20 protein-coding genes and 2 pseudogenes are annotated in these 22809 nt (G+C 71.2%); 9 read left to right on the top strand and 13 right to left on the bottom strand.

The window, feature by feature from the left end:
• Positions 1-24 precede the first annotated feature (24 nt).
• Together PV646_RS21385 and PV646_RS21380 are read right to left on the bottom strand one after the other, a co-directional pair.
• Entirely contained in the window at positions 25-1119 is a 1095-nt protein-coding gene (locus tag PV646_RS21385; protein ID WP_500343930.1) for an NAD(P)H-dependent amine dehydrogenase family protein, read from the bottom strand.
• Positions 1120-1142: 23 nt separating this feature from the next.
• Positions 1143-1919 (bottom strand): SDR family oxidoreductase, encoded by a 777-nt coding sequence (locus tag PV646_RS21380; protein ID WP_500343929.1) that lies wholly within the window; start codon positions 1917-1919, stop codon positions 1143-1145.
• Between the two features lie 81 nt (positions 1920-2000).
• On the opposite strand from PV646_RS21380, the gene PV646_RS21375 reads away from it, so the two are divergent.
• Positions 2001-2618 (top strand): TetR family transcriptional regulator, encoded by a 618-nt coding sequence (locus PV646_RS21375; protein ID WP_500343928.1) that lies wholly within the window; start codon positions 2001-2003, stop codon positions 2616-2618.
• Here the strand turns inward: PV646_RS21375 and PV646_RS21370 are convergent.
• On the bottom strand, positions 2596-3054 hold the full coding sequence (locus PV646_RS21370; RefSeq protein WP_500343927.1) for a GNAT family N-acetyltransferase: 459 nt from the start codon (positions 3052-3054) through the stop codon (positions 2596-2598). The genes PV646_RS21375 and PV646_RS21370 overlap by 23 nt on opposite strands.
• Positions 3055-3311: 257 nt before the next feature.
• Between PV646_RS21370 and PV646_RS21365 the strand changes: the two genes are divergently transcribed.
• Positions 3312-4022 carry a ThuA domain-containing protein gene (locus PV646_RS21365; RefSeq protein WP_500345053.1) on the top strand — a complete coding sequence of 237 codons (711 nt, stop codon included), beginning with the start codon at positions 3312-3314 and terminating at the stop codon, positions 4020-4022.
• On the top strand, positions 3992-5071 hold the full coding sequence (locus PV646_RS21360) for a Gfo/Idh/MocA family protein (protein WP_500343926.1): 1080 nt from the start codon (positions 3992-3994) through the stop codon (positions 5069-5071). Before PV646_RS21365 ends, PV646_RS21360 begins: the two co-directional genes overlap by 31 nt.
• On the opposite strand, the gene PV646_RS21355 is transcribed toward PV646_RS21360, so the two are convergent.
• On the bottom strand, positions 5068-5697 hold the full coding sequence (locus PV646_RS21355) for a response regulator (protein ID WP_500343925.1): 630 nt from the start codon (positions 5695-5697) through the stop codon (positions 5068-5070). The genes PV646_RS21360 and PV646_RS21355 overlap by 4 nt on opposite strands.
• Positions 5694-6902, bottom strand: coding sequence for a sensor histidine kinase (locus PV646_RS21350; RefSeq protein ID WP_500343924.1), 1209 nt, complete (start codon positions 6900-6902; stop codon positions 5694-5696). Before PV646_RS21350 ends, PV646_RS21355 begins: the two co-directional genes overlap by 4 nt.
• Before the next feature lie 173 nt (positions 6903-7075).
• On the opposite strand from PV646_RS21350, the gene PV646_RS21345 reads away from it, so the two are divergent.
• Together PV646_RS21345 and PV646_RS21340 are read left to right on the top strand one after the other, a co-directional pair.
• Complete coding sequence (locus PV646_RS21345) at positions 7076-8161, top strand: ABC transporter permease (RefSeq protein WP_500343923.1); 1086 nt, start codon at positions 7076-7078, stop codon at positions 8159-8161.
• Entirely contained in the window at positions 8158-8841 is a 684-nt protein-coding gene (locus tag PV646_RS21340; protein WP_500343922.1) for an ABC transporter ATP-binding protein, read from the top strand. Before PV646_RS21345 ends, PV646_RS21340 begins: the two co-directional genes overlap by 4 nt.
• A 4-nt stretch (positions 8842-8845) precedes the next feature.
• Here the strand turns inward: PV646_RS21340 and PV646_RS21335 are convergent, their stop codons facing one another.
• Positions 8846-12406, bottom strand: coding sequence for a S8 family serine peptidase (locus PV646_RS21335; protein ID WP_500343921.1), 3561 nt, complete (start codon positions 12404-12406; stop codon positions 8846-8848).
• Between the two features lie 123 nt (positions 12407-12529).
• On the opposite strand from PV646_RS21335, the gene PV646_RS21330 reads away from it, so the two are divergent.
• The 4 genes and pseudogenes from PV646_RS21330 to PV646_RS21315 all read left to right on the top strand — a co-directional run.
• Entirely contained in the window at positions 12530-13030 is a 501-nt protein-coding gene (locus tag PV646_RS21330; protein WP_500343920.1) for a SigE family RNA polymerase sigma factor, read from the top strand.
• The gene (locus PV646_RS21325) at positions 13030-14091 is read left to right on the top strand and encodes a hypothetical protein (protein WP_500343919.1); all 1062 of its coding nucleotides are present in this window, start codon (positions 13030-13032) and stop codon (positions 14089-14091) included. Before PV646_RS21330 ends, PV646_RS21325 begins: the two co-directional genes overlap by 1 nt.
• Before the next feature lie 451 nt (positions 14092-14542).
• A pseudogene (locus PV646_RS21320) lies at positions 14543-15022 on the top strand (snapalysin family zinc-dependent metalloprotease); the annotation flags it as partial.
• A 70-nt stretch (positions 15023-15092) separates the two neighbouring features.
• A pseudogene (locus tag PV646_RS21315) lies at positions 15093-15308 on the top strand (HIT family protein); the annotation flags it as partial.
• Positions 15309-15535: 227 nt separating this feature from the next.
• On the opposite strand, the gene PV646_RS21310 reads toward PV646_RS21315, so the two are convergent.
• The 7 genes from PV646_RS21310 to PV646_RS21280 all read right to left on the bottom strand — a co-directional run bounded on the left by PV646_RS21310 (position 15536) and on the right by PV646_RS21280 (position 22732).
• Complete coding sequence (locus tag PV646_RS21310; protein ID WP_500343918.1) at positions 15536-16570, bottom strand: aldo/keto reductase; 1035 nt, start codon at positions 16568-16570, stop codon at positions 15536-15538.
• Positions 16571-16604: 34 nt separating this feature from the next.
• Positions 16605-17027, bottom strand: coding sequence for a VOC family protein (locus PV646_RS21305; RefSeq protein ID WP_500343917.1), 423 nt, complete (start codon positions 17025-17027; stop codon positions 16605-16607).
• Positions 17028-17117: 90 nt separating this feature from the next.
• A complete protein-coding gene (locus PV646_RS21300) occupies positions 17118-17747 on the bottom strand; it encodes a response regulator (RefSeq protein ID WP_500343916.1) in 630 nt (209 codons plus the stop codon).
• Positions 17744-19021 carry a sensor histidine kinase gene (locus tag PV646_RS21295; RefSeq protein WP_500343915.1) on the bottom strand — a complete coding sequence of 426 codons (1278 nt, stop codon included), beginning with the start codon at positions 19019-19021 and terminating at the stop codon, positions 17744-17746. The genes PV646_RS21300 and PV646_RS21295 overlap by 4 nt, the downstream gene beginning before the upstream one ends.
• Before the next feature lie 45 nt (positions 19022-19066).
• Entirely contained in the window at positions 19067-20194 is a 1128-nt protein-coding gene (locus PV646_RS21290; protein WP_500343914.1) for an acyltransferase family protein, read from the bottom strand.
• A 142-nt stretch (positions 20195-20336) separates the two neighbouring features.
• A complete protein-coding gene (locus tag PV646_RS21285) occupies positions 20337-20600 on the bottom strand; it encodes a GlsB/YeaQ/YmgE family stress response membrane protein (RefSeq protein ID WP_500343913.1) in 264 nt (87 codons plus the stop codon).
• Between the two features lie 119 nt (positions 20601-20719).
• Positions 20720-22732, bottom strand: a complete 2013-nt coding sequence (locus PV646_RS21280) for an ATP-dependent Clp protease ATP-binding subunit (RefSeq protein WP_500343912.1) — start codon at positions 22730-22732, stop codon at positions 20720-20722.
• Between the last annotated feature and the right edge of the window lie 77 nt (positions 22733-22809).

Here is a 22809-nt window from a genome sequence, read left to right as displayed (position 1 = left end):
GTGACCCCGGCGCCGGGCACGCGCTCAAGCAGTGGTGCCGCGGCGTCCTGGCACCGACACCAGCCCCCGTCCGGTGGTCAGCGGCAGGTCGAGTGCGGTGAGCAGGCCTGGCGGGGCGGCCACGACCGCGGGAACGGCGTTGACCAGTCGCATGGCCGTGGACGCCACCCCCGCGGTGTTGTGGTCACCGTCGCCGCCGATCAGGCGCAGGTCCAGCACGTAGTTGGGCTCACCGGTGATCTCCACGCGGTAGCAGCCGGTGCCGGCCGGCTGCGGCCAGTCCGGCGCGAGGTCCGGCCGCAACCTGGTGACGTGTTCGAGGACGAGCACCGGTCGTTCCGCGACCATGCCGCTGACGCTGAACCGCAGCGCCGCCATGGTGCCCTCGGCGATCGTGCGGCCCGCGACCGGGAACGGTTCCGGCGCGGGGAAGCGCTCGTGGTGTTCGACGACCGAGTCCAGCGTGACGTCCAGGGCGGCGGCGAGCTGGCGGACGACGCTGCCCCAGGCGAGCGAGAGGATGCCGGGGTGCAGCAGCAGGGGAGTGTGGTCGGGCGGGCTGCCGAAGCCCATGATCTCGAACAGCACCAACGGGTTGTCGTAGGTGGAGTAGTCCAGGATCTCCGAGCAGCGGATGAGATCGATGCGCTGACAGGTGCCGGACAGCAGCAGCGGTAGCCAGTCGTTGGCCCAGCCGGGGTCGATTCCGTTGACCCACAAAGAACTTCCGCCGTCGGCCGCGGCCAGGCGAACGGGCTCGATCAGCTCGGGTGGCACGGTGCCGTCCGGATAGGACAGGAACACCGGGCCGCTGGCCACCACGTTGATGCCCGCCCGCAACAGCTGGCAGATGTCGTCGATCGCCTCGTTCAGCCGGTTGTCGGCCATCGCCGTGTAGACCACGCAGTCGGGGGCGGCCGCGATCAGCCCGGCGGCGTCCGTGGTCGCCCGGATCCCGAGCGTCCGGTCCGTTCCGGCCAGTTCCCCCGCGTCGAGGCCGTCCTTGGCGGGGTTGGACACCCACACGCCTGCCAGGTCGAGGCCGGGGTGGTCGATGATGCCCCGCAACGCCCACTTGCCGACGTTGCCGGTGCTCCACTGCACTACGCGGTACGTCACGTGTGCCTCCTCGGGCAGGTTCCTCAGAGATCCGGAAGGGCGAAGTCGAGGTTGGGCGCGCCGATCCCGCCGTCGACCCGCACCACCGATCCCGTGGTGTAGCCGGATGCCGGTGACGCCAGGAAGAGCACCGCGGCCGCGACCTCGTCGGGGTGTCCCAGCCGGCGCAGCGGCGTCGCCTGTTCCATCGAGGTCCTGATCTTCTCGTCGCGGGCGACCACGTCCAGCGCCGAGGTGTGCACCGAGCCGACGTCGATCGAGTTGACCCTGATCCGCGGCGCGAGGTCGATGGCGGCCAGGTGCGTGTAGTGCGTCAGGGCCGCCTTCGCCGTGCCGTACGCCAGGAACCCGCGACCGGCGAGCCGTCCCATCACGGAGGAGATGTTGACCACCGACCCGCCACCGCTCTCCAGCATGAGCGGTACCGCCGCGCTGGTCAGCGCGTGCGCGGTGGTGACGTTGAAGTGGAAGGCGTCCTCGAGGAAGTCCGGTGTCGTCGTCAGGTACGTGTTCGGCAGCGTGCCGCCCACGTTGTTGACCACGACGTCCAGCCGCCCGAGCCGCTCGACGGCGATGTGCGCCAACGCCGCCACAGCGTCCACATCGGACAGGTCCGCCGGTACGACGACGGCCCGCCGCCCCAGTGCCTCGATCCTGCCCGCGACCTCGGCCAGTTGCTCCGCGGTGCGCGCACTGATCACCACGTCCGCGCCGGCCTCCGCCAGCGCTGTCGCCGATGCCGCTCCGATGCCGCGACCGGCGCCGGTCACCACCGCCACCGCACCGGGCAGTCCGAACATGTCCGTCACCACTCGGCCACTGTTAAGCGCATGTGCTTAAAAGTCAAGATGTGACGCTTCTTCGTGTGTTAACGTAATGCCGTGGCCAGCGCGGATGTCAGGGATCGGATCATCGTCGCCGCCGAGCGGCTGATCGCCGAGCACGGGCCGGACGTGCCGTTGCGCGACATCGCGACGGCCGCGGGCCAGCGCAACAACTCCGCGGTGCAGTACCACTTCGGCAGCAGAGATGGCCTGATCGACGCCGTCGCCGAGTACCGCATCGCCGACCTGGAACAGCACCGCCTGGAGTTGCTCGCCGACAGCGAGTCGACCGGCGACCCCGACGACATCCGCGCCCTGGTCTCGGCCCTGGTCGTGCCGATGCTGACCGTCCCTTATGAACACGGGGCCACTCACTACGCCCGCTTCCTCGAACAGGTCCGCACGCACCCCGCGCTGGCCGCGGACACCAATCTGGAGCGAGCGGGACGGGCCGCGATCCGGCTGATCATCATCCGCCTCGACCGCGCGCTGCAGGACCTGTCGCCCGCGCTCCGACGCCGGCGGCTGCGGGTCCTGCCCACCGTGCTGTTCGCCCTGCTCGCCGATCGTGAGCGAGCGGTGTGCGCGGGCGACCTGCCGCCGGGTGACCCGGACTCGGCGGCGGAACTGGTCGACCTGATCATCGGCATGCTCACCGCCCCGGTGTCCGCATGACGGTCGCCTGTTCGGGCTCGTCGTTGAAGACGACGGTCGTGACCGTTCCGGTTTCCCAGTCGCGTCGCAGGATGCCGTAGCCGACCGCGTCGAAGATCGTGCCGTCCGTGGACGGCCACGCTTGCCGGTGGTGCGCTTCTTTGACGTAGCCGCATCGCCGGAACAGTCGCCGCATCGCCTGGTTGTCGTGGCGGGTGGAGCCTTCGATCCGGTGGATCGAGGGCAGTTCGGTGAACAGGTGAGCGGTGAGCCACCGCACCGTGGCGCTGCCGACTCCGGCGCCGCGAAACCGCTCGTCCACGCGCAGGTCGAACATCGGTGTGTCGTCGTCGAGGTCGAACAGACGGGTCATGCCCGCGAGCACGCCGTCGTGGACGACGAAGAAGGTGCGGGCCGCCGGGTTGTCGTAGTAGCCGGTGGCGATCCGCGCGAGCACGTCCGCCCGGTCGACCCGTGGTCCGGCGTGGAAGGGCCACGCGCGTTGCCGGCCAGGAGGTCGGCCAGGTCGTCGGCCCGCGCCGTCGTGAACCGCCGGAACTCGATGTTCCCCACCTGGGCGACGGTACCGGGGCCACCGACCGGTTCACGGCGTCGTTCGAGGTGCCGGGAGTCCGTCCTTGACCATCGATGGCGTGCGCGGCACTGTGCAGTTCGGAGTGCTTGTCCCGAGGAGCGGTGACCGTGGGGGTGGGTGTGGCACGGCCGAATGCGCTGGTGGTCCGCGGTGGGTGGGAAGGCCACGAGCCGGTGAGGGCCACCGAGTTGTTCATCCCGTTCCTGGAGGACAGCGGCTACGCCGTGCGGGTCGAGGAGTCGACCGAGGTGTACGCCGACGCGGCCGAGATGGCGCGCACCGACCTGATCGTGCAGTGCGTGACGATGTCGGAGATCACCGCCGGGCAACTGACCGGGCTGCGCGCGGCGGTCGAGGGCGGCACCGGTTTCACCGGTTGGCACGGTGGCATCGCGGACTCGTTCCGCGCGTCGTCGGACTACCTGCACCTGGTGGGCGGCCAGTTCGTCACGCACCCCGGCAAGGAGCCGTGCGAGCGCCAGGGCGGGCAGGAGGACAACTACCTGCCACACGCGGTGAACATCACCGCGCTCGGCCGGGAGCATCCGATCACCGCGGGCATCGAGGACTTCGACCTGGTCACCGAGCAGTACTGGGTGCTGCACGACGACCTGGTCGACGTGCTGGCCACCACGACCCACCCGGCCCGGCCGTGGCAACCGTGGCACCGGCCGGTCACCTGTCCGGCGATCTGGACCCGCCGGTGGGGAGCCGGGAGGATCGTGGTGACGACGCCGGGGCACAGCCTGGACGTGCTGGCGCATCCCAGTGTCCGAGCCATCGTCACGAGGGGGATGTCGTGGGCGACCCGCACCGCGTCGGCATCGTAGGTCTCGGGGTCATCTCCGGCGCGTACCTGGACACGCTCCGCGACAACCCCGCGGTGCGCGTCACCGCGGTCGCCGACCTCGACGCCACCCGTGCGGCGGCGGTCGCAGCCGGGCTCCCGGGCACCGAGGCGGTCAGCGTCGAGAGACTGCTCGGCAGGCCGGACGTCGACACGGTGCTCAACCTGACCGTTCCCGCGGCCCACGCCGAGATCACGCTCCGCGCGATCGACTCCGGCAAGAACGTCTACGGCGAGAAGCCGCTCGCCGTCGCGTTCCCGGACGGCCGTGCGATCGTCGACCGGGCCGCCGTTGCCGGCGTACGGATCGGGTGCGCACCGGACACCGTTCTCGGCACCGGCACGCAGACCGCGCGGGCGGCGATCGACGGCGGGCTCATCGGACGCCCGATCTCCGCGTCGGCCGTGATGGTCACGCCAGGGCACGAACGCTGGCACCCCAACCCCGACTTCTACTACACCGCGGGTGGCGGTCCGTTGTTCGACATGGGGCCGTACTACATCACCGCGCTGATCCACCTGCTCGGCCCGGTGCGCACGGTGCTCGGCGCGGCCAGTCGCCTGCGCGCCGAGCGCGTCATCGGTTCCGGTGCGCGGACGGGCCAGCGAATCCCGGTCGAGGTCGACACCCACGTTTCCGGCGTGCTCGAACACATCAACGGCGCGCTCTCGACCATCACGACCAGTTTCGACGGGGTGGCCACCACCGCCGCACCGATCGAGGTGCACGGCGAGACCGGCACGCTCGCGGTTCCGGACCCGAACCACTTCGACGGCGAGACCCGCCTCTTCCCGCTCGGCGGCACCGGATGGCGAACTCTCCCGCCCAGTGCGGGCTACGTGGGCGCGGGAAGGGGAATCGGCCTTCTCGACCTCATCACGGCCGGCGAGCCGCGCGCCAGTGGTGAGCTCGCGCTGCACGTGCTCGAGACCATGACCGCCGTGCTCCGGGCAGCGGACGAGGGCCGGCGGATCGAGCTGACGACCACGGTGGAGCGGCCGGTGCCGGTGCCCCTGACCAGGTACAACTAGCGGCGGATGAGACCGAGGTCCGCCGCGGTGGCCACCGCCGCGGTGCGCGAGTCGACGCCGAGCTTGGTGTAGCAGCGGGCCAGGTGCGACTTCACGGTGCCCTCGGTGAGGTGCAGGCGCGTGGCAATGGCCCGATTGGACAGACCGTCGGCCACCAGGACGAGGACCTCGGTCTCCCGCCGGGTCAGTGCGCGGTCCGGCGCGCGCATCCGGGTCAGCAGCCGGTCGGCGACGGTGGGCGCCAGCGTGGTGCGGCCGGTCGCCGCGGTGCGCACAGCGGCCGCGAGGTCCTCGGGCAGTGCGTCCTTGAGGAGGTACCCGGTGGCGCCGGCCTCGATGGCGGGCAACGTGTCCGCGTCCGTGTCGTAGGTCGTCACGATCAGCACGCGGGGCGCGCCGGGGCGTGCCGTGATCGCCGCCGTCGCCTCGGCCCCACTCATCCCGGCACCGAACCGCAGGTCCATCAGGACGACGTCGACGTCGCCCTGGGCCGCCCGTGCCACCGCTTCCTCCGCGGTGGCGGCCTCGGCGACCACGACGAGACCGGGTTCGGTCTCCAGCACGGCCCGCAGCCCCGCGCGCACCACGGGGTGGTCGTCGGCCAGCAGGAGTCGGATGGTGGTCATCGACGGACCTCGGTGGACCGGGGGAGGGGGACACGAGCGGCCAGGGCGGTGCCTCCACCGGGCGTCGACTCGACGGTGAGGGAACCGCCCAGCGCAGTGGCACGGGTGCGCATGGCGGCCAGTCCGAACCCGCCCTCGCCGGGATCGGGAGCCGGCAGCGCACCGGGGTCGAAGCCGACGCCGTCATCGACGACGGCGAGCGCGATCTCGTCGGCGAGGTAGCTCAGGGTGATCTCCGCGGTGGCGGCCTCCGCGTGCCGGACGGTGTTGCCGAGCGCGGCCTGGGCGATGCGCAGCAGGGCGACCTCGGGGGCGGTCGGCAGCGAGACCGGCTCACCGGCGAGGTGGAAGCGCGCGGTGATCCGGTGACGGGTACTGGTGGTGGCGCACAGGCGTTCCAGGGCACCCGCCAGCGTGGTGTCGTCCAGGGCGGGCGGGGTGTGGGCGGCGACGAAGCGGCGGGCCTCGGCGAGGTTGTCCGCCGCGGCCTGGCGGGCCTGGTCCAGGTGCCGGGCGGCCTTGCCTGGGTTGCCGGGAAGGGACCGTCCGGCGGCGTGCAGCAGCAGTTGGATGCTGGACAGGCCCTGGGCGAGGGTGTCGTGGATCTCGTGGGCCAGGCGCTCCCGTTCGGCCAGGACGCCCGCGGTGTGCTGGGCCGCGGCCAGGTCGGCGCGGGTCGCGGTGAGCTCGTCGATCAACCGCCTGCGTTGCTCGCTCTCCCGGTACAGCGCCTGGTAGCCCCGGACGACGGCCACCGCCACGGCGGCGCCGAGCGCGGGTCCGATCGCGGCGGCCGGGCTGAAGCCTCCCTGGTGCGCGGCGAAGGCGGTGATCGCGGCCAGCGCCGTCGAGGTCACCGCGACGAGCCCCGTCCGGCGCGGCAGCAGGTGCAGCTGGAGGAAGTACAGGGGGAAGGCGAGCCACACCCCGTCGGCGGTCAGGACCACCAGCACCAGCCACAGGACACCGACGGCGCCCAGCCACCCAGCGGCGGCCCGGCGCGACGTGCGGACGCCGGGGAGCAGCGGTCCGGCCGCGTACACCGCCGCGCACAGCACCGCCACCACGACCACCGCCGCGGCCTGGGGTCGCGTTCCGACCAGCGCCCGCGTCGCCGCGAGGACGAGCAGGGCGACGAACAGCAGGTGCAGGCACCAGGTCAGCACGCGGTTGACCGGTGTCGGAGCAGGAGCGGTGTCGTTCACAGTGCGTCCCAGGCTAGCCAGCACCGGCGCCGTTCGCCTCTGTCGAAAGGTGGAGGCCGGGTGCCGTCTTCCGGCTCGGGAAGTGCCATCGCCGGCCAGATGCCGTGACACCCCGCCGAGCGCGACCGTGGAGAAGCACCTGACGCACTCGTGGGAGAGGACTGATCGACGCCGTGTTCGTCGCCTGGAGAGACCTGTTGCACGCCAAGGGGCGCTTCGCGCTGATGGGGTCGGTGATCGTGCTGATCACCCTGCTGGTCGGCCTGCTGTCCGGACTGACCGCCGGGCTGGGCCGGCAGAACGTCTCGGCGGTCACCGGGCTGCCCGCCGACCGGATCGTCTTCGCCGAGCCCGGCGGAGACCGGAAGCCGGCCTTCGCCGACTCCGCCGTCACCGAGACGCAGTGGCGGCAGTGGGCCGCCGCCCCCGGCGTCAGCAGCGCCGAACCGCTCGGCATCACCACCACCAAGGCGTCCGCGGCCGACCGGAACGCCGGGGTCTCGATCTTCGGCGTCCGGGCGGGATCCGCCCTGGCCCCGGACGGCGACCGGCTCACCGACCACGCCGTCGTGATGTCCGCCCGGGCCGCCGCCGATCTCGGCGTCGACGCGGGCGACGACATCGTCCTGGCCGGACGGACGCTGACCGTGGCCGCCGTGACCGGTGACGCCTCCTTCAGCCACACCCCGGTCGTCTGGACGACCCTCGACGTGTGGCGCGCGGCCGCACCGCCGACCACGGGCGACCGTCCACTGGCCACCGTCATCGCCCTGGCCACCACCTCCGACGACGCCGTCGCGACCACCGACCGGGCCGCCGGCACGAGGACGGTCACGGTGGACGACTCCCTGGCGGCGATCGGCTCCTACACCTCCGAGAACGGCTCCCTGCAGCTGATGCGCGGTTTCCTGTTCGCGATCTCCGCCCTGGTCATCGGCGCGTTCTTCACCGTCTGGACCATCCAGCGCAGCGCCGACGTCGCCGTCCTCAAAGCCTTGGGCGCCAGCACGTCCTGGCTGCTGAGGGACGCACTGGGCCAGGCGGTCGTCCTGCTCGCCGGTGGCACCCTGGCCGGCGCCGGTCTCGCCGCGGCCCTCGGCGCCGCGCTGGCCGGGTCCGCGATCCCGTTCGTCCTCACGCCCGCCACCGTCGTGGTTCCGGCAGCCGTGACGATCCTGCTCGGCGCCGCGGGAGCCGCGCTCGCCATCCGCCGCATCACCTCCGTCGACCCGCTGATCGCCCTGGGGAGCACCCGATGAGCCTCGTCCTGACCGGCATCACCCTCACCTACCCGGACGGCGACTCCCGCCTGACCGCACTGGACCAGGTGACGCTGGAGGTCCCCGGGGGCAGCCTGACGACCGTGGTGGGTCCTTCCGGTTCCGGCAAGTCCAGCCTGCTCGCCGTCGCCGCCACCCTCGTCACCCCCGACGCGGGTGCCGTCGTCGTCGACGGCACCCCGACCACCGGCATGACCCGCGGCGAACTCGCCGACCTACGCCGCCGCAAGATCGGAATCGTCTTCCAGCAGCCCAACCTGCTCCCGGCCCTCACCGCCGTCGAACAGCTCCAGGTCATGGCCGGTATCGACGGCCGCTCCCCGGCGGCGGCACGCGGACGCGCGATGGACCTGCTCGACGCCGTCGGCCTGGCACCACAGGCGAACCGCCGTCCGCACCAGCTCTCCGGGGGCCAGCGCCAGCGGGTGAACATCGCCCGAGCCCTGATGAACGCCCCCGCCGTCCTGCTGGTCGACGAACCCACGAGCGCCCTGGACCACGAACGCGGGGCCGCCGTCGTCGAGCTCATCACCCGGCTCACCCACCAGCGGGCCACGGCGACCGTGCTGGTCACGCACGACCGCGCACAACTCGCCGCGGCCGACCAGATCGCCGAGGTCCACGATGGACGGTTGAGCGTGCTCAACCGCACCGGCTGAGCGCTCAGTTCACCTGATACGCCCTGATGACCGTCTGGGTCACCGTGTTGCCGGCCTCGTCCGCAGCGCTCGCACGCAGCGACACGAACCCGGACGCCGGGTTCCGGATGACCGCGGACCAGGTGTCGTTCACCCGCAGCACCGGCACCCGCTGCCAGGTCTGCCCGTCGTCGCAGGACACCTCGACCTGCTTCGGCGCGGCCTTGCCGCCCGGTGCGCCCGGCTGCCGGTCGACGCGCAACGGCACCGAGAACACCGCGTTGCGGGGCGCGCGGTTCGTCAGGTCGAGTTCGGGGTCGAAACCGATCGACAGCAACGGAAGTGGGGTCGCGGCGGTCGTGTGCTCGGATCGGAAGCCCCATTCGGCGCTGACCTTGGTGGACAGCGGCCATCCCGGGGTGTTCCGGCTCGCCTCGGTGGTGAGCCGGTAGCGCGCCGCGCCCGCGGGCACCGTGAACTGCCCCGTGCCGGGTCGGCCGCTGCGGGCGATCTCCTTGCCGTCCATGTGGAGCACGGTGTCGCCGGTGTCACCGGAACCGGGGAACCCGGAGTGGCCGGCCGAGTCCGAGAACAGCGGCAGGCGGGCGTTGATCTTCTCGCCCGCGCGGTACGCCAGGTGCGGTTCGGGCGAGAAGAAGCCCGGCGACCCGGTGACACCGGGCCCGATCACGGCCTTGCCCCAGTGCACAGTGGCCTTGTCGCCGGCCTTGAAGGTTCGCTTGGCGGCCTGGTAGTTCTGCGAGGAACCGCCTGTCGACACGCTCACGGAGTTCGTCCAGGTGGCGGGGGAGTAGTACTCGGTCCGCTCCTGGGGAAGAGGGGTCAGCGTCGATTCGAGCGCGCCCTCCAGTTCGTACTTCCCGTCGGTGGCGAACATCGCCGCGTAGCCCTCACCGTCCGCCGGCGCTCGGTAGGTCGTCTTCACGGTGGCCAGGTCGCTGTTGCGCGGCCGGTAGGTCACGTTCGCCGGAACATCTCCGTAGCTGGGGAACACGAGTTCGTACCGGTACGGGCTCGCGGGCAGGCCGGTCAACGTCACGGACGCGTTCGGCAACTTCGCGAGCCGAGCGCCATCGGGGCTGAACGTGGCTGTCAAGGGGAGTGGCGGCGCCTCCATCACGCGCACGGGGCTGCCGGAGAAGTGGAACAGCACGGAGTTCGCGCCGGCCTCGGCGATCGCACGGACTCGCGGGCTGAACTCGAGGCCTTCACCACCGCTCAGGGTGAACACCGCGAGTTTGCCCTTGAGGTCGGCTGCTGCGATCTCGCCGGGGGTGGCGTGCCCGACGTCCACAACGGACAGCGCGCGGGTGCCGGTCGTCCGCGGTGAGCCGAATACCCACTCCACCGGGATCTCGAACGACTCGGGACTGTCGACCTTCAGCCGGACCTGTGGCCGTTCGAGCTTCATCCGGTCGAAGTACCGGAACTCCTTGGTGTGCTTGGTGGTGGGCGCGGTGTAGTCGTTGTAGTCCGACATGCTGTAGTAGCCCACGCCACGTGCTCCGGTGTCGACGACCATCCCGTTCGTCCAGGAGATCGGGCGGGCCTCCTTCTCGTCGGCCTGCACGGTGACCTTCTTGCCGTTTCTGGCGTCCAGCGTGACCGTGGTGTCCTTGCGCAGGTCGACCTCCGGGTCGGCCACCCTGGTGCTCGCCGGCAGGGGCTGACCGGGCACCGCGGTCTGGATCGTGCCCAGCACGGCGTAGCGTCCCGCAGGCAGCCGCACGGTGCTGTTGTTCCCCAACAGGTCGAAATCGTCCTGGCCGGTGCCCAGCGGGACCCACATCGCGTTCGCCAGCAGACCGTCGGCCGGCGCGGCGCCGTTCTGGTCGATGAGCTTCACCGTCAGGTCGTAGCTCTCCGGTTCCTTGTACGCGCCGACCGGCGTCTGGATCACCGTGTCACCGGTGTCGCTCCGGGCGACCAGCCTGCCTCCGTGGACACCGATCTGCGCGGCGGACTGGTCGAAGGTGACCGTCACCGCGGCCTCGCCGTGGGCGGGCACCACGACCTGGTCGACGTTCGTCCGGAACGCCGGGACGTCCAGGCTCAGCCGCAGCGAGACCGGTGCGCTGCCGGTGTTGCGGTACGTGATCTGCTTGGTCAGCGCGAGGTGGTTGTGCGGCCACCGCACGAAACCGAGGCTCAGGCTCCCCTCGCTGGGGATGATCGTCTGCCGGGACGCGCGGCCTGCGTCGAGCCGGCCCGAGCCCTGCTGGTAGATCGTGGCGTCGATCGGGGTCGCGCTGCCCATCAACGCCGCCTTGATCTGCCGGCCGGTCCACTCCGGGTGCTGCGCGGCCAGGATCGCCGCGGCACCGGCCACGTGCGGCGTCGCCATGGAGGTTCCGGTCAGCCGCGCGTAGTGCTCGTCGACGGCGCGGTCGGCGAGCGTGCCCGCGGCCCGTGCGGCCACGATGTCCTCACCGGGTGCGGAGATGTCCGGTTTGACGGCGTAGTCCTTGAACCGCGGTCCTGGCTGCGAGAACCTGCTGTACCCGTCCTGCTTGCTCACACTGGCCACGGCCAGCGCGGCATCCGCGGACGCAGGGCTCGCGACCGGCGTGTTCTGGCCGTAGTTGCCGGCCGCGACCACGAACAACGTGCCCTTCTGCGCCGAGAGCCGGTTGACCGCGATCTCCAGCGGGTCGCTGACGCCGTCACCGGACCCGCCGCCGAGACTCATGTTCACGACCTTGGCACCGCTGTCCGCGGCCCACTGCATGCCCGCGAGGATCGCGTCGAACGGGCAGCCGCCCGCCTGGCAGACCTTGCCGATCAGCAGGTCCGCGCCCCGGGCGACGCCGGTGTACCGGGCGCCACGGCCGGCGACGGTCGAGGCCACGTGCGTGCCGTGCCCCTCGGTGTCGACGATGCCTTCCCCGGTGAAGTCCTTCTCGCCCTTCACGATCCCGGCCAGGTCGGGGTGTTTCGGGTCGTACCCGGTGTCGAGGACCGCGACGGTCGCGCCCGCGCCGGTGTGCCCGGCCTGCCAGGCGGCCGGCGCACCGACCTGCGGCACGCTCACGTCCAGTGACGGATGGACCTTGCCGTTGAGCCAGATCTTGCCGACGTCGGCCTTGCCGAACAGTTCCGCGGCCTTGTCCTTCGGCGTGGCCACCGCGGAGAGCCGGACCGACGGCAGTTCACGGGTGATCCTGCCGAGCGCCCCGGCGCCCGAGGACTCGACCAGAAGCGGGATCTCGGACGTGCGAGCGTCGTCGTAGCCCAGCTCGATCAGGCCGGTCACGTCGAACAGCTTGCGATCCAGCGTGCCCGCCCGGATCAACGGCTCGGCGACCGACGGGATCACCGTGACGCCCTTGGCGCTGACCGACTTCAGGAACCGCACCGGCCCGAGCCGGGCGGCCGGCTGGATCGTCGCGTCCCAGGAGCCGTCCTTCCTGGTCACGGTCACCTTGTCGCCGGTGATCAGCGTGACCGTTCTGGGTTCCTCGGCGGGTGCCGGTGTGGTGGGTTGCAGCGCCGCCGCCGGTAAGACGGCCACGCTGCCGGCCACCACGGCGAGGACCGCCGCATGGATGAAACCGCGTTTGTGCACAGATCGCCCCTTGTGAGGTCGGCTGGTGTTTTTCCCCTGCCCCTATGACTCGTCGAGTGGATCAATCTGTTTATTCGGGAAGCCGGGTAAACGGAACGCCGTCGACGCGAGTCTTCAAGGGTGATGGCTGACTACGACGACTTCGCCCGAGCGCAACTACCGAGGTTGCTGCGGTACGCGACGATGCTCACCGGCGAGCGGGAGCAGGCGGCTGATCTGGTGCAGGACGTGCTGGTCAAGATGTACCGGCACTGGTCCCGGATCAGCGGCACGGATCACCCGGAGCGATATGTGCTGCGGATGGTGACCAACGGCTACCTGTCCTGGCGACATAGCTGGTCCGCGCGTGTGATCACGTCGGGTGACCTCCCCGACGAGGCACGGGCGGACGATTTCGCGTCGGACCACGCCGCGCGCGAGGACATGTGGCAGCGCCTGGCGCGGCTGCCCAAGCGCCAGCGGGCCGTGGTGGTGCTGCGGTACTACGAGCAGCTGCCCGACGCCGAGATCGCCGGGCTGCTCGGCTGCGCCCAGGCCACCGTCCGCGCACACGCCCACAAGGCATTGGCCGCACTGCGAAACGGCTTGGCCATCGAGCAGATGGCGGAAGCCAGGGAGACGTGATGAACATCGAGAACCTGATCAAGGACACCTTCACGGCGCGTGAACCCGGCGCGCCCGACAGCGACGCGGTTCTCGCCGCGGCGCGCCGACGCATCGACAGCAGGCGCTCCGGGCTGAGCCGGCCGCTGGCGGTCGCCGCCGGGGCGACCGTGCTGACCCTCGGCGCGGTCACCGCCGTGGTGCTGAACCGGCCGGACCCCGTGGAACAGTCCCGGACGATCGCCACCGCCGGCGAATCTCAGGGCAGCCAGACCCCGGCCCCCGCCAGCCAGGCCCCGCCGGGGCTGCAGATGCCCTATTCCCTCGGCTGGCTCCCGCCGGGCACGGTCGCCTACCGGGCGCAGCGGATCAACGTCGGGTCCAGCGCGGCCAACACGGACGCGCCCCTGTACGGCGGTGAGTACATGCTGACCGTCACGGCCGGCGGCCAGGTCCTGGAGGTCGGCGTCCAGCAGTTCCGGATGGTGCAGGTGGACGAGGCGACGTTCAAGTCGGGTCCGGGCGCGCCCGTGACGATCAAGGGTCAGCGCGCCGTCGAGAGCGCGGTGCCCACCGGCCCGGCCGGGTACGAGCTGTACGTGGCGCACCCCGACGGCGGTTCGATGTACGTGCACGTGTCCGCCGCGCAGGGCAGCACCGCGCCCGCGCAGCAACTCGTCGAGGCCGGCCGCCGGATCGCGGAGAACATCCAGTTCCCGGGCACGACGACCGTCACCCCGGCGTACGGCCTGCGCGACCTGCCCGACGGGATGCGGATCTGCGCCTTCAACGTCCAGCAGGGAGTGGACCGGTCCCCGGCCTCGCCGGGAATCACCACGGGCTACTCGCTGGGCACGTGCACCGTCCAGCCGACGGTCAACGTCACCAGCGCTGTCGTCGGCGCGCCGACCGGCACACCGGGACACCCCGTGCAGGGCCACGAGACGCGCTACACCGACGACAACGGCTACCACCGGTTGTGGGTCCTGAACGCGCTCGGCGGAGCTCCGATCGCGATCGCCGGCCGGGTACCCCAGGCCGACCTGTACGACATCGCGAACCGGCTCGTCCTGCCGCAGTGACCGCGGCTCGGCCGAAGGTGAACCTGTCGCGGCGGTGAATGATGATGTTCTTCGCGCGGCGACGATTGTGATGATCTCTCGAATCCCGTGATCGGTTCGTGGTGACCCGCTTCTCGTCCTGGGGGCGAGAAGCGGGTACGAGATCGAATTTCTCGGATTGCCGAGATCGCAGGTCTGACGCACCGTGACGACCATTCGCCCCCTTTCCCGGACTTTCACCGCATTCGTCCGGATGACGGGCGAAGTCAACCGTCAAGAGCGCCGATCCGCGTCACGCCAATGGCGGGCGAGTGGCAACGACGACTTTCCTTACGTTGGGTGGCGGAGCCCCGAGGTTCCATTCTTCGCACCCTGCAAGCGAGGAGAACCCATGTTCAGGAAATTCGTCCTGTCCGTCGCGCTCGCCGCGGCCACGACCGTCGTCGCACCCCTGACCGGCCAGGCGGCAGCCGCCGAGACCCCGATCACCGCGGCGGCGGTCACCGTCTACTACGACACCAGCAGCGCACCCACGTTCGCGAGCGCCATCAGGCAGGGCGCGGCGAACTGGAACGCGCGGGTGAGCAACGTGAAGCTGGTGGAGAACCGCAGCGCGGCGACCCTGCGCTACCGCGAGGGCAACGACCCGCGTGGTTCGTACGCCTCCACCAACGGCCACGGCCGCGGCACCATCTTCATCGACTACACGCAGGCGCGGCAGTACTACGTCACCCGCATCACCGCCCACGAGACCGGGCACGCCCTCGGCCTGCCCGACCACTACAGCGGCCCGTGCTCGGAACTGATGTCGGGCGGCGGTCCGGGCACGTCGTGCACCGTCGCCTCGCCGAACGCCACCGAGGCGGCCCGGGTGAACTCCTTGTGGGCCAACGGGTTCGCCGGCACCTACGAGTGGAAGGTGATCTACGAGCAGGTCTCCGTCCACTCCTGAGCGCGCACGGGCGAGGCCCGGGTCCTCTGTGGACCCGGGCCTCGCTTCCCCGATATGCAACGCTTGGGCCATGATCGACCAGAAGCAGAACGACTGCGTCTTCTGCGCCATCGTCGCGGGAGAGGCTGAAGCGAGCGTCGTGCACGCGGACGACCGGGTCGTCGCTTTCATGGACCTCGGTGCGGTGACGCCTGGTCACGTCCTGGTCGTGCCCAGGCTGCACGCCGTCGGGCTCGAGGACCTGGACGAGGAGACGAGCACGCACGTCTGGAGGATCGGCCACCGCCTGGGTCGCGCCCTGCGCCGGTCCGGACTGCGCTGCGAAGGCGTCAACATGTTCCTCGCCGACGGGGAGCCGCTTTCCAGGAGATCTTCCACTTCCACCTGCACGTGTTCCCGCGTTTCGGCGGCGACACGTTCCGCATCGACGCGGACTGGACCACCCGTGCCCGCCATCTGCTCGACGAGGAGGCGCGCCTCGTGCGCCAAGGTCTCGCCGCCCTCTGACGTGAGTCACCTGGCGGCGCGGTCGTCCACAGCACGACGGCGTGCACCCGGCCGGGCGAGCGCGTCCGGTACGGGAGCCACGTCGACCGCCCCGAGGTCGGTGCCGGGCGGTACGACCTCGTCGATCCGGTCGAGCACGTCGTCGGTGAGCGTGGTGCCGGCACCGGCGAGCAGGTCGTCGAGGTGGGCCGGGGTGCGGGGGCCTATGATCGCCGACGTGACGCCGGGATGGCTCACCACGAACGCCACCGCGATGTGGGTCAGGGACAGGCCGGCGTCCGCGGCGATCGGCAGGAGCTGCTCCACCGCGGCGTGTTTGCGCTCGTCGGTCATGTGCCGGGGGAGCCAGTGCAGGCTGCCGGCCGAGACCGGTTCGCCGCCGGGCCGGAAGCGGCCGGTGAGCAGGCCGGCGGCCAGCGGGCTCCAGGTCAGCACGCCCAGCCCGTACCGCTCGCAGGTGGGCAGGACGTCGCGTTCGGCGCCGCGGTTGAGGATCGAGTAGTGCGGTTGCTCGGTCCGGAGTCGAGCGAGACCACGGCGTTCGGCGAGCCACTGCGCCTCGACGATCTGGGCGGCGGGGAGGCCGGACGTGCCGATCACCCGCACCTTGCCGGCCCGCAGCAGGTCGGTGAGGGCGGACAGGGTCTCCTCCGCGTCGGTGCGGTGGTCGGCGTGGTGCACCTGGTAGAGGTCGAGGTGGTCCACCCCCAGGCGGCGCAGGGAGTCCTCGACGGCGGTCATGATCCACCGGCGCGAGTTGCCCTGCCGGTTGGGATCGGTTCCCATGGGGCCGTTGAACTTCGTGGCCAGGACCACGTCGTCGCGCCTGCCGCGCAACGCCTTGCCGACGATCCGCTCGGTCTCGCCGTCGCCGCCGTAGACGTCGGCCGTGTCGACGAAGTTGATGCCCGCGTCGAGTGCCCGGTGGATGATCCGGACGCAGTCGTCGGGGTCGGGGTTGCCGTGGGGACCGAACTTCATGGTGCCCAGGCAGAACGGGCTGACCTGGATGCCGGTGCCACCCAAGGTGCGCATGCGCACGGGAAAGCCTTTCGCAGAAGGGGAGCGGACGAGGTCAGGCCGAGTGACCGGCGGTGAGGTCGAGCGTCCAGATGACGCCGAACCGGTCCCGGAGCATGCCGTACAGCGGCGCCCACCCGGCCGGACCGAGGTCGGCCATGATCGTGGCGCCCTCGGACAGGCCCTTCCAGTAGCCCGTGAGCTCCTCGGCGCCGGTGCCGCGCACCGAGACGAAGAACGGCCGGTCGCCCGCGTCGAAGGTCTGGTTCTCGCGGACGTCGTAGGCCATGACGTGGAACCCCGCCTCGGTGCGGACCTCGCCCCACGAGAGGCGGTCGGCGTCGGCCGGGTGCTCCACGTCCTGGGCCTGGGCGTAGGTGAACGCGACCACGTCGCCGCCGAAGACGGAGCGGTAGAACTCCAGCGCCTCGCGGGCGGTGTCCCGGAAGTTCAGGTGGACGGTGGTCTCGATGCTCATGGCGTTCCCCTGCTCGTGCGGCTCTTTGTGACAGCGAGACTCGCAGCAGTAGGTGCCAGGGAACGTCCGCTTCTACCGCGGACCCGGCCGTCAGTCCTCAGGTGTCAGGTAGCCGCGGGAGAACGCGGCGGCCACCGCGGCCGCGCGGTCGTTGACGCCCAGCTTCGCGTACACGTGCAGCAGATGCGTCTTCACCGTCGTCTCGCTGATGAAGAGCCGCTTCGCCGCCTCGCGATTCGTCGAGCCCTGGGCGATCAGCTCCAGCACCTCGAGCTCTCGGCGCGAGAGCGGTGCCGGGGCCGGCCTGCGCACCTGCCCCACGAGCCGGGTCGCGACGGTGGGGGAGAGCACCGCCTGCCCGCGCGCCGCGGCCTCCACGGCCCGGACGAGTTCCTCCCTCGGCGCCTCCTTGAGCAGGTAGCCAGTGGCGCCGGCCTCGATGGCGGCCAGCACGTAGCTGTCCGTGTCGTAGGTGGTGAGCACCAGGACCCGGGACGGCACGCCCCGTCTCGCCAGCTCCCTGATGGCGGTGACCCCGTCGGTCCCGCGCATCCGCAGGTCCATGAGGACCACGTCGGGACGGAGGCGCTCCGCGACCGCGACCGCTTCCGCCCCGTCACCGGCTTCACCGACCACCTCGAAGCGCGGATCGGCGCCGAACATGCCCCGCAGCCCGTCCCGCACCACGGGGTGGTCGTCCACGATCAGCAGCGAGATCACCTTTCACCTCCGGCGGGGGTCACCGGCACCGTCACCGTGATCGCGGTTCCCCCACCGGGTTCGGACTCGACGTCCAGCCGTCCCGCGAGGCGCTGCACCCGCTGCCGCATGCCGACGAGCCCGAATCCTCCGCCGGCGGAGTCGGTGCGGTGGGCGTCCGGCAGGAAACCCACCCCGTCGTCGAGCACGTCGAGCGTCACCAGGTCCTCCATGTACGACAGGGTCAGGGCGACGCGACCGGCTCGCGCGTGCTTCGCGACGTTGGCGAGAGCCTCCTGCGCGGTCCGCAGCAGCGCCACCTCGACGTCGGTGTGCATCGGCCGGGCATCACCGGTCGTGGTCAGCACCGCCTCGACCTGGTTCACCTCCGACCAGCGCCGGGCCACGTCGCCGATCGCGTCCGGCAGGCGGGCCTGCGCCAGCTCGGACGGTCCCACCGCGTGCACCGTCCGGCGTGCCTCGACGAGGCTTTCACGGGCCAGGTCCATCGCGTTCGCCACGTGCCGCCGCGACACCGCCGGTGCGGCCGCCTCCTGCTCGGCGGCCTGGAGCTGCGTCAGGATGCCGGCCAGGCCCTGCGCGAGGGTGTCGTGGATCTCCCGAGCCATCCGCTGCCGTTCGTCGAGCACTCCCGCCGCGCGGGCCTGCGCCAGCAACCGGGCGTGCAGGGCCGCGTTCTCCGCCAGCGCGGTCTCCAGTTCGGTGTTGGCCCTGTGCAACTCGGTCAGAGCCCGCTTCTGCCGGTGGTTGCGGCGGTCGGACATCACGTCGGCGTGGAAGGCCGCCGTGGCCATCACCGTGGTGACCGCGCTGACGGCGGGCCACTTCCACCACTCCTCGGCCGTGATGCCGTCCGCCCCTCCGATGTAGGAGACCGCCGAGACCGCGGACGTCACCGCCACACCGGCGTACCGCCACCGGCCCCGCAGGTACTGGAAGGCGTGCACGTAGCCGATGAAGGCGAAGAAGCCGAACCACGGGGTGAGCAGCACCAGGCAGGCGGTCAGCCCGACGAGGCCCGCGTAGTACAGGCCCATCAACCGGCTGTCGTCGTGCGACTCCGGGTGGAACGTGTGGAACCACAGGAGCCACGCGGTGAGCACGGCCGAGAGCCCCAGCGCCGTCGGGAAGTGCACCGGCGCGTCCCACAGCGGCTGCAGGAGTGTGAAGACGACGCTGATCGCCAGCAACGGGTAGGGAAGTGCTTTCAGGACCGCGGACTCCTTGCGTTCCCAGCGGTCGAACTCCTCGCGCAACTCGGCCTCGACGCTCACTCCGGCAATGATCGCACCCCCGCGTCCCGGCACGGTGACCTCGCGTCACACCACCGCCCGCACCGCGCGCACGCGGCGCAGGGCGCCCGAGATCGCCCAGCTCGTCACCGCGGCGATCACCAGGGCCAGCAGGAACTTCGGCACGGGTGCCGCGTCGAGCGGACGCAGCAGCTCCACGGTGCCGACGATGACCGGCGCGTGCACCAGGTAGACGGCGAAGGCGTTGTCCGCGAGGAAGCCGCCGAACCGCGACGTGCCGGCGGCGAAGCGTCCGAACACGCGGAGCAGGACCAGGACGACGCCGATCGCGAACAACGACTCCCACAGCGCGAGAGCCAGGTACGCGAGGTCGTGATCGGCCAGGTCGTCGGGCGACACGAAGCCGCGGTAGCCGCCCAGTGCCAACGGCACGAGCGACACCACGACGAGGAGCGCGCCGAACCAGCCCGATCGCCGAGGAAGCGCCTCGAACCAGCGACGGCGATGGGCCAGGACGCCGGCGCCGAAGAGCAGGACGTACTGCGGCAGGTACGCGGGGGTGGGCAGTTCGAGCACCGGCGCGCGGGTGCCGAGAGGGACGAAGATCCGCCACAGGTAGGTGAGCACGCCGAGGACGAGTGCGAAGGCGAGCACGTCCCGCCGCCGCGGCGACCACGACCGCACCGGCTCCGCGGTCCCGCGCAGGTGTCGGGCCCACGCGTACACGAGCGAGAACATCAGGAGCACTTCGAGGAACCACGCGGGCCCGAGCTCCCAGGTGGTGAAGTAGAAGGCCACAAAGGACGGTCGGGTGTCCGGCAGGTCGAGGTAGGCAGGGAGGACGTAGAACGGGCGCAACAGCACGATGAACGCGGCGAGTGGGATCCCGAGCCGCTTGAGGCGCTCGACCGCGAAGGCGCGAGACCCCCGCCTGTCCACCGCGCCGGGGGCGAAGTACCCGGACAGCAGGAAGAAGAACCCCATGAAGAACGTCTGGTTGACCACGAGCAGCAGGTCCAACGGCCCGGCCGCGGACGCCGGAACGGGTTCCTGCCGGTTGGGCCAGACGTCGAGGTTGCTGTAGGGCGCCGCACAGTGGTGCGCCACCACCAGGAACGTGAGGAAGACGCGGAGGTTGTCGAGGTAGGGGATGCGCACCGGACGTGCGGTGCGGACGACGTCGTGCAAGGCCATGACGAGAGCCTGTCGCCCGCGGGAACGCGCCGGATCGGCCGCGCGGGCGTGGATCACCGCGAACGCGGCGGACCCCCGGCATCCTCCGATCGGAGGATGCCGGGGGCCGGCGGCGAAAGGGAACGAAGTGTCGGTCGCGGTGTTACCGCACGCTGGAGCGGTTGCGACCGGCGATGCCCTCGGCGACGCCGATGAGCAGCACGGAGGCGATCACGGCGACGATGAAGCCCAGCACGTTGAGCTCGAAGATGTCACCGGTGCCGAGCAGGTTCGCGATGGTGCCACCGATGACGGAGCCGACCAGCCCCAGCAACAGCGTCGCCACGATGCCGAGGTTCTGCTTGCCGGGCTTGATCAGTCGGGCGAGCGCGCCGATGATCAGTCCGGCCACGATGAACCCGATCACGTCAGCCTCCTGGTAGTCGATGTCCTGGCACAGCTCGACTACCCGGCTGGGTGATCGCTCAACCGCTCCGCCGTCGTGGCCCGGCGCACATCGAGGTCACGATCGGCCGCCGGGCGAAGTCAGGCCGGGGGATCGGTGACGGTCAGCGCCAGCTCCGCGTCGACCACCGTCACCAGGACGTGGTGCCCGCCGCGCACCTCACCGGCGAGCAGCGCGCGGGACAGCCGGCGGTCGAGCTCCTTCGCGATCGTGCGGCGCAACGGCCGGGCCCCGTACTCGGGCACGTAACCGCGGGCGGCGAGCCAGTCGACGGCCTGGTCGTCCACCTCCAGCGTGATGTTCTGCTCGCGCAGGCGTTCGCGGGTGCGGTCGAGCAGCAACGCGGTGATCTGGCGCAGCTGCCCGGCGTCGAGGCCGCGGAACAGGATGATCTCGTCGAGGCGGTTGAGGAACTCCGGGCGGAAACAACGGCGAACCGCGGCCATCAACGGCCCGCGCAGCTCCTCCGCGTCGACCCCCGAGGCGCCGGCGGCCAGGAGCTGGTCGGCACCGATGTTGCTGGTCATGATGATGACGGTGTTGGCGAAGTCGGCGGTGCGTCCCTGGGAATCGGTGAGCCTGCCCGCGTCGAGCACCTGAAGCAGGGTGTTGAACACGTCGGGGTGCGCCTTCTCGATCTCGTCCAGCAGCAGGACCGAGTACGGCGCGCGCCGGACCGCGCCGGTGAGCTGGCCGGCGTCCTCGTAGCCCACGTACCCCGGCGGCGCGCCGATCAGCCGGGAGACCGCGTGCTGCTGACCGAACTCGCTCATGTCGAACCGGATCAACCGGTCCTGCGACCCGAAGAGGGCCTCCGCCAACGCCCGCGCGACCTCCGTCTTGCCCACACCGGTCGGGCCCAGGAACAGGAACGAGCCGACGGGGCGGTGCGGGTGTTTGAGGCCGGCACGGCCCTGGCGAACCGCGTCGGCCACGGCCTCGACGGCCTCCTCCTGCCCGATGATCCGCTGGTGCAGGAGGTCCTCCAGGTGCAGCAACCGGTGCCGTTCGGCCTCGGTGAGCTGGGCGACCGGGATGCCCGTGCTGCGCGACACGACCTCGGCGACGTCGTTCGGGCCGACCTCGGGCGCTTCCGCCAGCGCGGCACGGGCGGCTTCCAGGTCGGCGACCGCGCGCCGGAGGTCGTCGTCCAGGAACGGCACGTCCTCGTCCGGTGCGGTGTCCCGCTCCCGCCTGAGGCGGTTCACCCGCTGCTCGAGCTCCGCCGGATCCGGTGGCATCGGGCCCTTCTCCCGCAACCGGACCCGCGCGCCCGCGCGGTCCACCAGGTCGACCGCCTTGTCCGGCAGGAACCGGTCGGTGACGTAACGGGCCGACAGTTCGACGGCGGACACGATCGCCTCGTCGGTGATCCGCACACCGTGGTGCGTCTCGTACCGGCCGCGCAGGCCGCGCAGGATGGCGATCGCCTCGCCGGGCGACGGTTCGGCGACGAGGATCGGCTGGAACCGCCGCTCCAGCGCGGCGTCCTTCGCGATGTGGCGGCGGTAGTCCTCGGCCGTGGTCGCCCCGATCACCTGGAGCCTCCCGGACGTGAGCACCGGTTTGAGCATGTTCGCGGCGTCCATCGGCGCACCTTCGGCACTGCCCGCGCCCACGAGGGTGTGCAGCTCGTCGATGAACAGGATCACCATCCGGTTCGACGCGGTGACCTCGTCGACCACGCCCTCGAGGCGTTCCTCGAACTCGCCCCGGTACTTCGCCCCGGCCACCATGCCCACCAGGTCCAGGGAGATCAGCCTCCTGTCCCTGAGCGTGGCGGGCACGTCGCCGCCGGCGATCCGCGCCGCGATGCCCTCGACGATCGCGGTCTTGCCGACTCCCGGATCACCGATCAGGACCGGGTTGTTCTTGCTGCGCCGGGACAACACCTCGAGCACCTCGTAGACGACGTCCTCCCGGCCGATCACGGGGTCGAGCAGTCCGTCGCGCGCCGCGGCGGTGAGGTCACGCCCGTAGTGGTCGGTGCGCCTCGTCGCCGACGGGGGCCTGCCCAGCCCGCCGAACAGCTTGTCGACCACGTCCTCCCAGGAGTGGGACCCGAAGCCGAACACCCAGTCGCCACCGCTCACGGCCTGCCACCTTCACCCGATCGAGGGACCTCTTCCTCCGATCCTCCCCTTTGTGCGCGGTGAGCACAGGCCAGACG

This window comes from Streptomyces sp. ID05-26A, assembly GCF_033794685.1.
Taxonomy (GTDB): domain Bacteria; phylum Actinomycetota; class Actinomycetes; order Mycobacteriales; family Pseudonocardiaceae; genus Lentzea.
The sequence above is the reverse complement of the archived record's forward strand: the minus strand, read 5'-3'. Positions and strand labels throughout refer to the sequence as shown.

What these genes read in the sequence shown, in the direction of transcription:
- PV646_RS21325 (WP_500343919.1), top strand. Translation starts at nt 13,030, where the DNA reads ATGAACATCGAGAACCTGATCAAGGACACCTTCACGGCGCGTGAACCC.
- PV646_RS21330 (WP_500343920.1), top strand. Translation starts at nt 12,530, where the DNA reads ATGGCTGACTACGACGACTTCGCCCGAGCGCAACTACCGAGGTTGCTG.
- PV646_RS21305 (WP_500343917.1), bottom strand. Translation starts at nt 17,027, where the DNA reads ATGAGCATCGAGACCACCGTCCACCTGAACTTCCGGGACACCGCCCGC.
- PV646_RS21355 (WP_500343925.1), bottom strand. Translation starts at nt 5,697, where the DNA reads ATGACCACCATCCGACTCCTGCTGGCCGACGACCACCCCGTGGTGCGC.
- PV646_RS21340 (WP_500343922.1), top strand. Translation starts at nt 8,158, where the DNA reads ATGAGCCTCGTCCTGACCGGCATCACCCTCACCTACCCGGACGGCGAC.
- PV646_RS21380 (WP_500343929.1), bottom strand. Translation starts at nt 1,919, where the DNA reads ATGTTCGGACTGCCCGGTGCGGTGGCGGTGGTGACCGGCGCCGGTCGC.
- PV646_RS21290 (WP_500343914.1), bottom strand. Translation starts at nt 20,194, where the DNA reads ATGGCCTTGCACGACGTCGTCCGCACCGCACGTCCGGTGCGCATCCCC.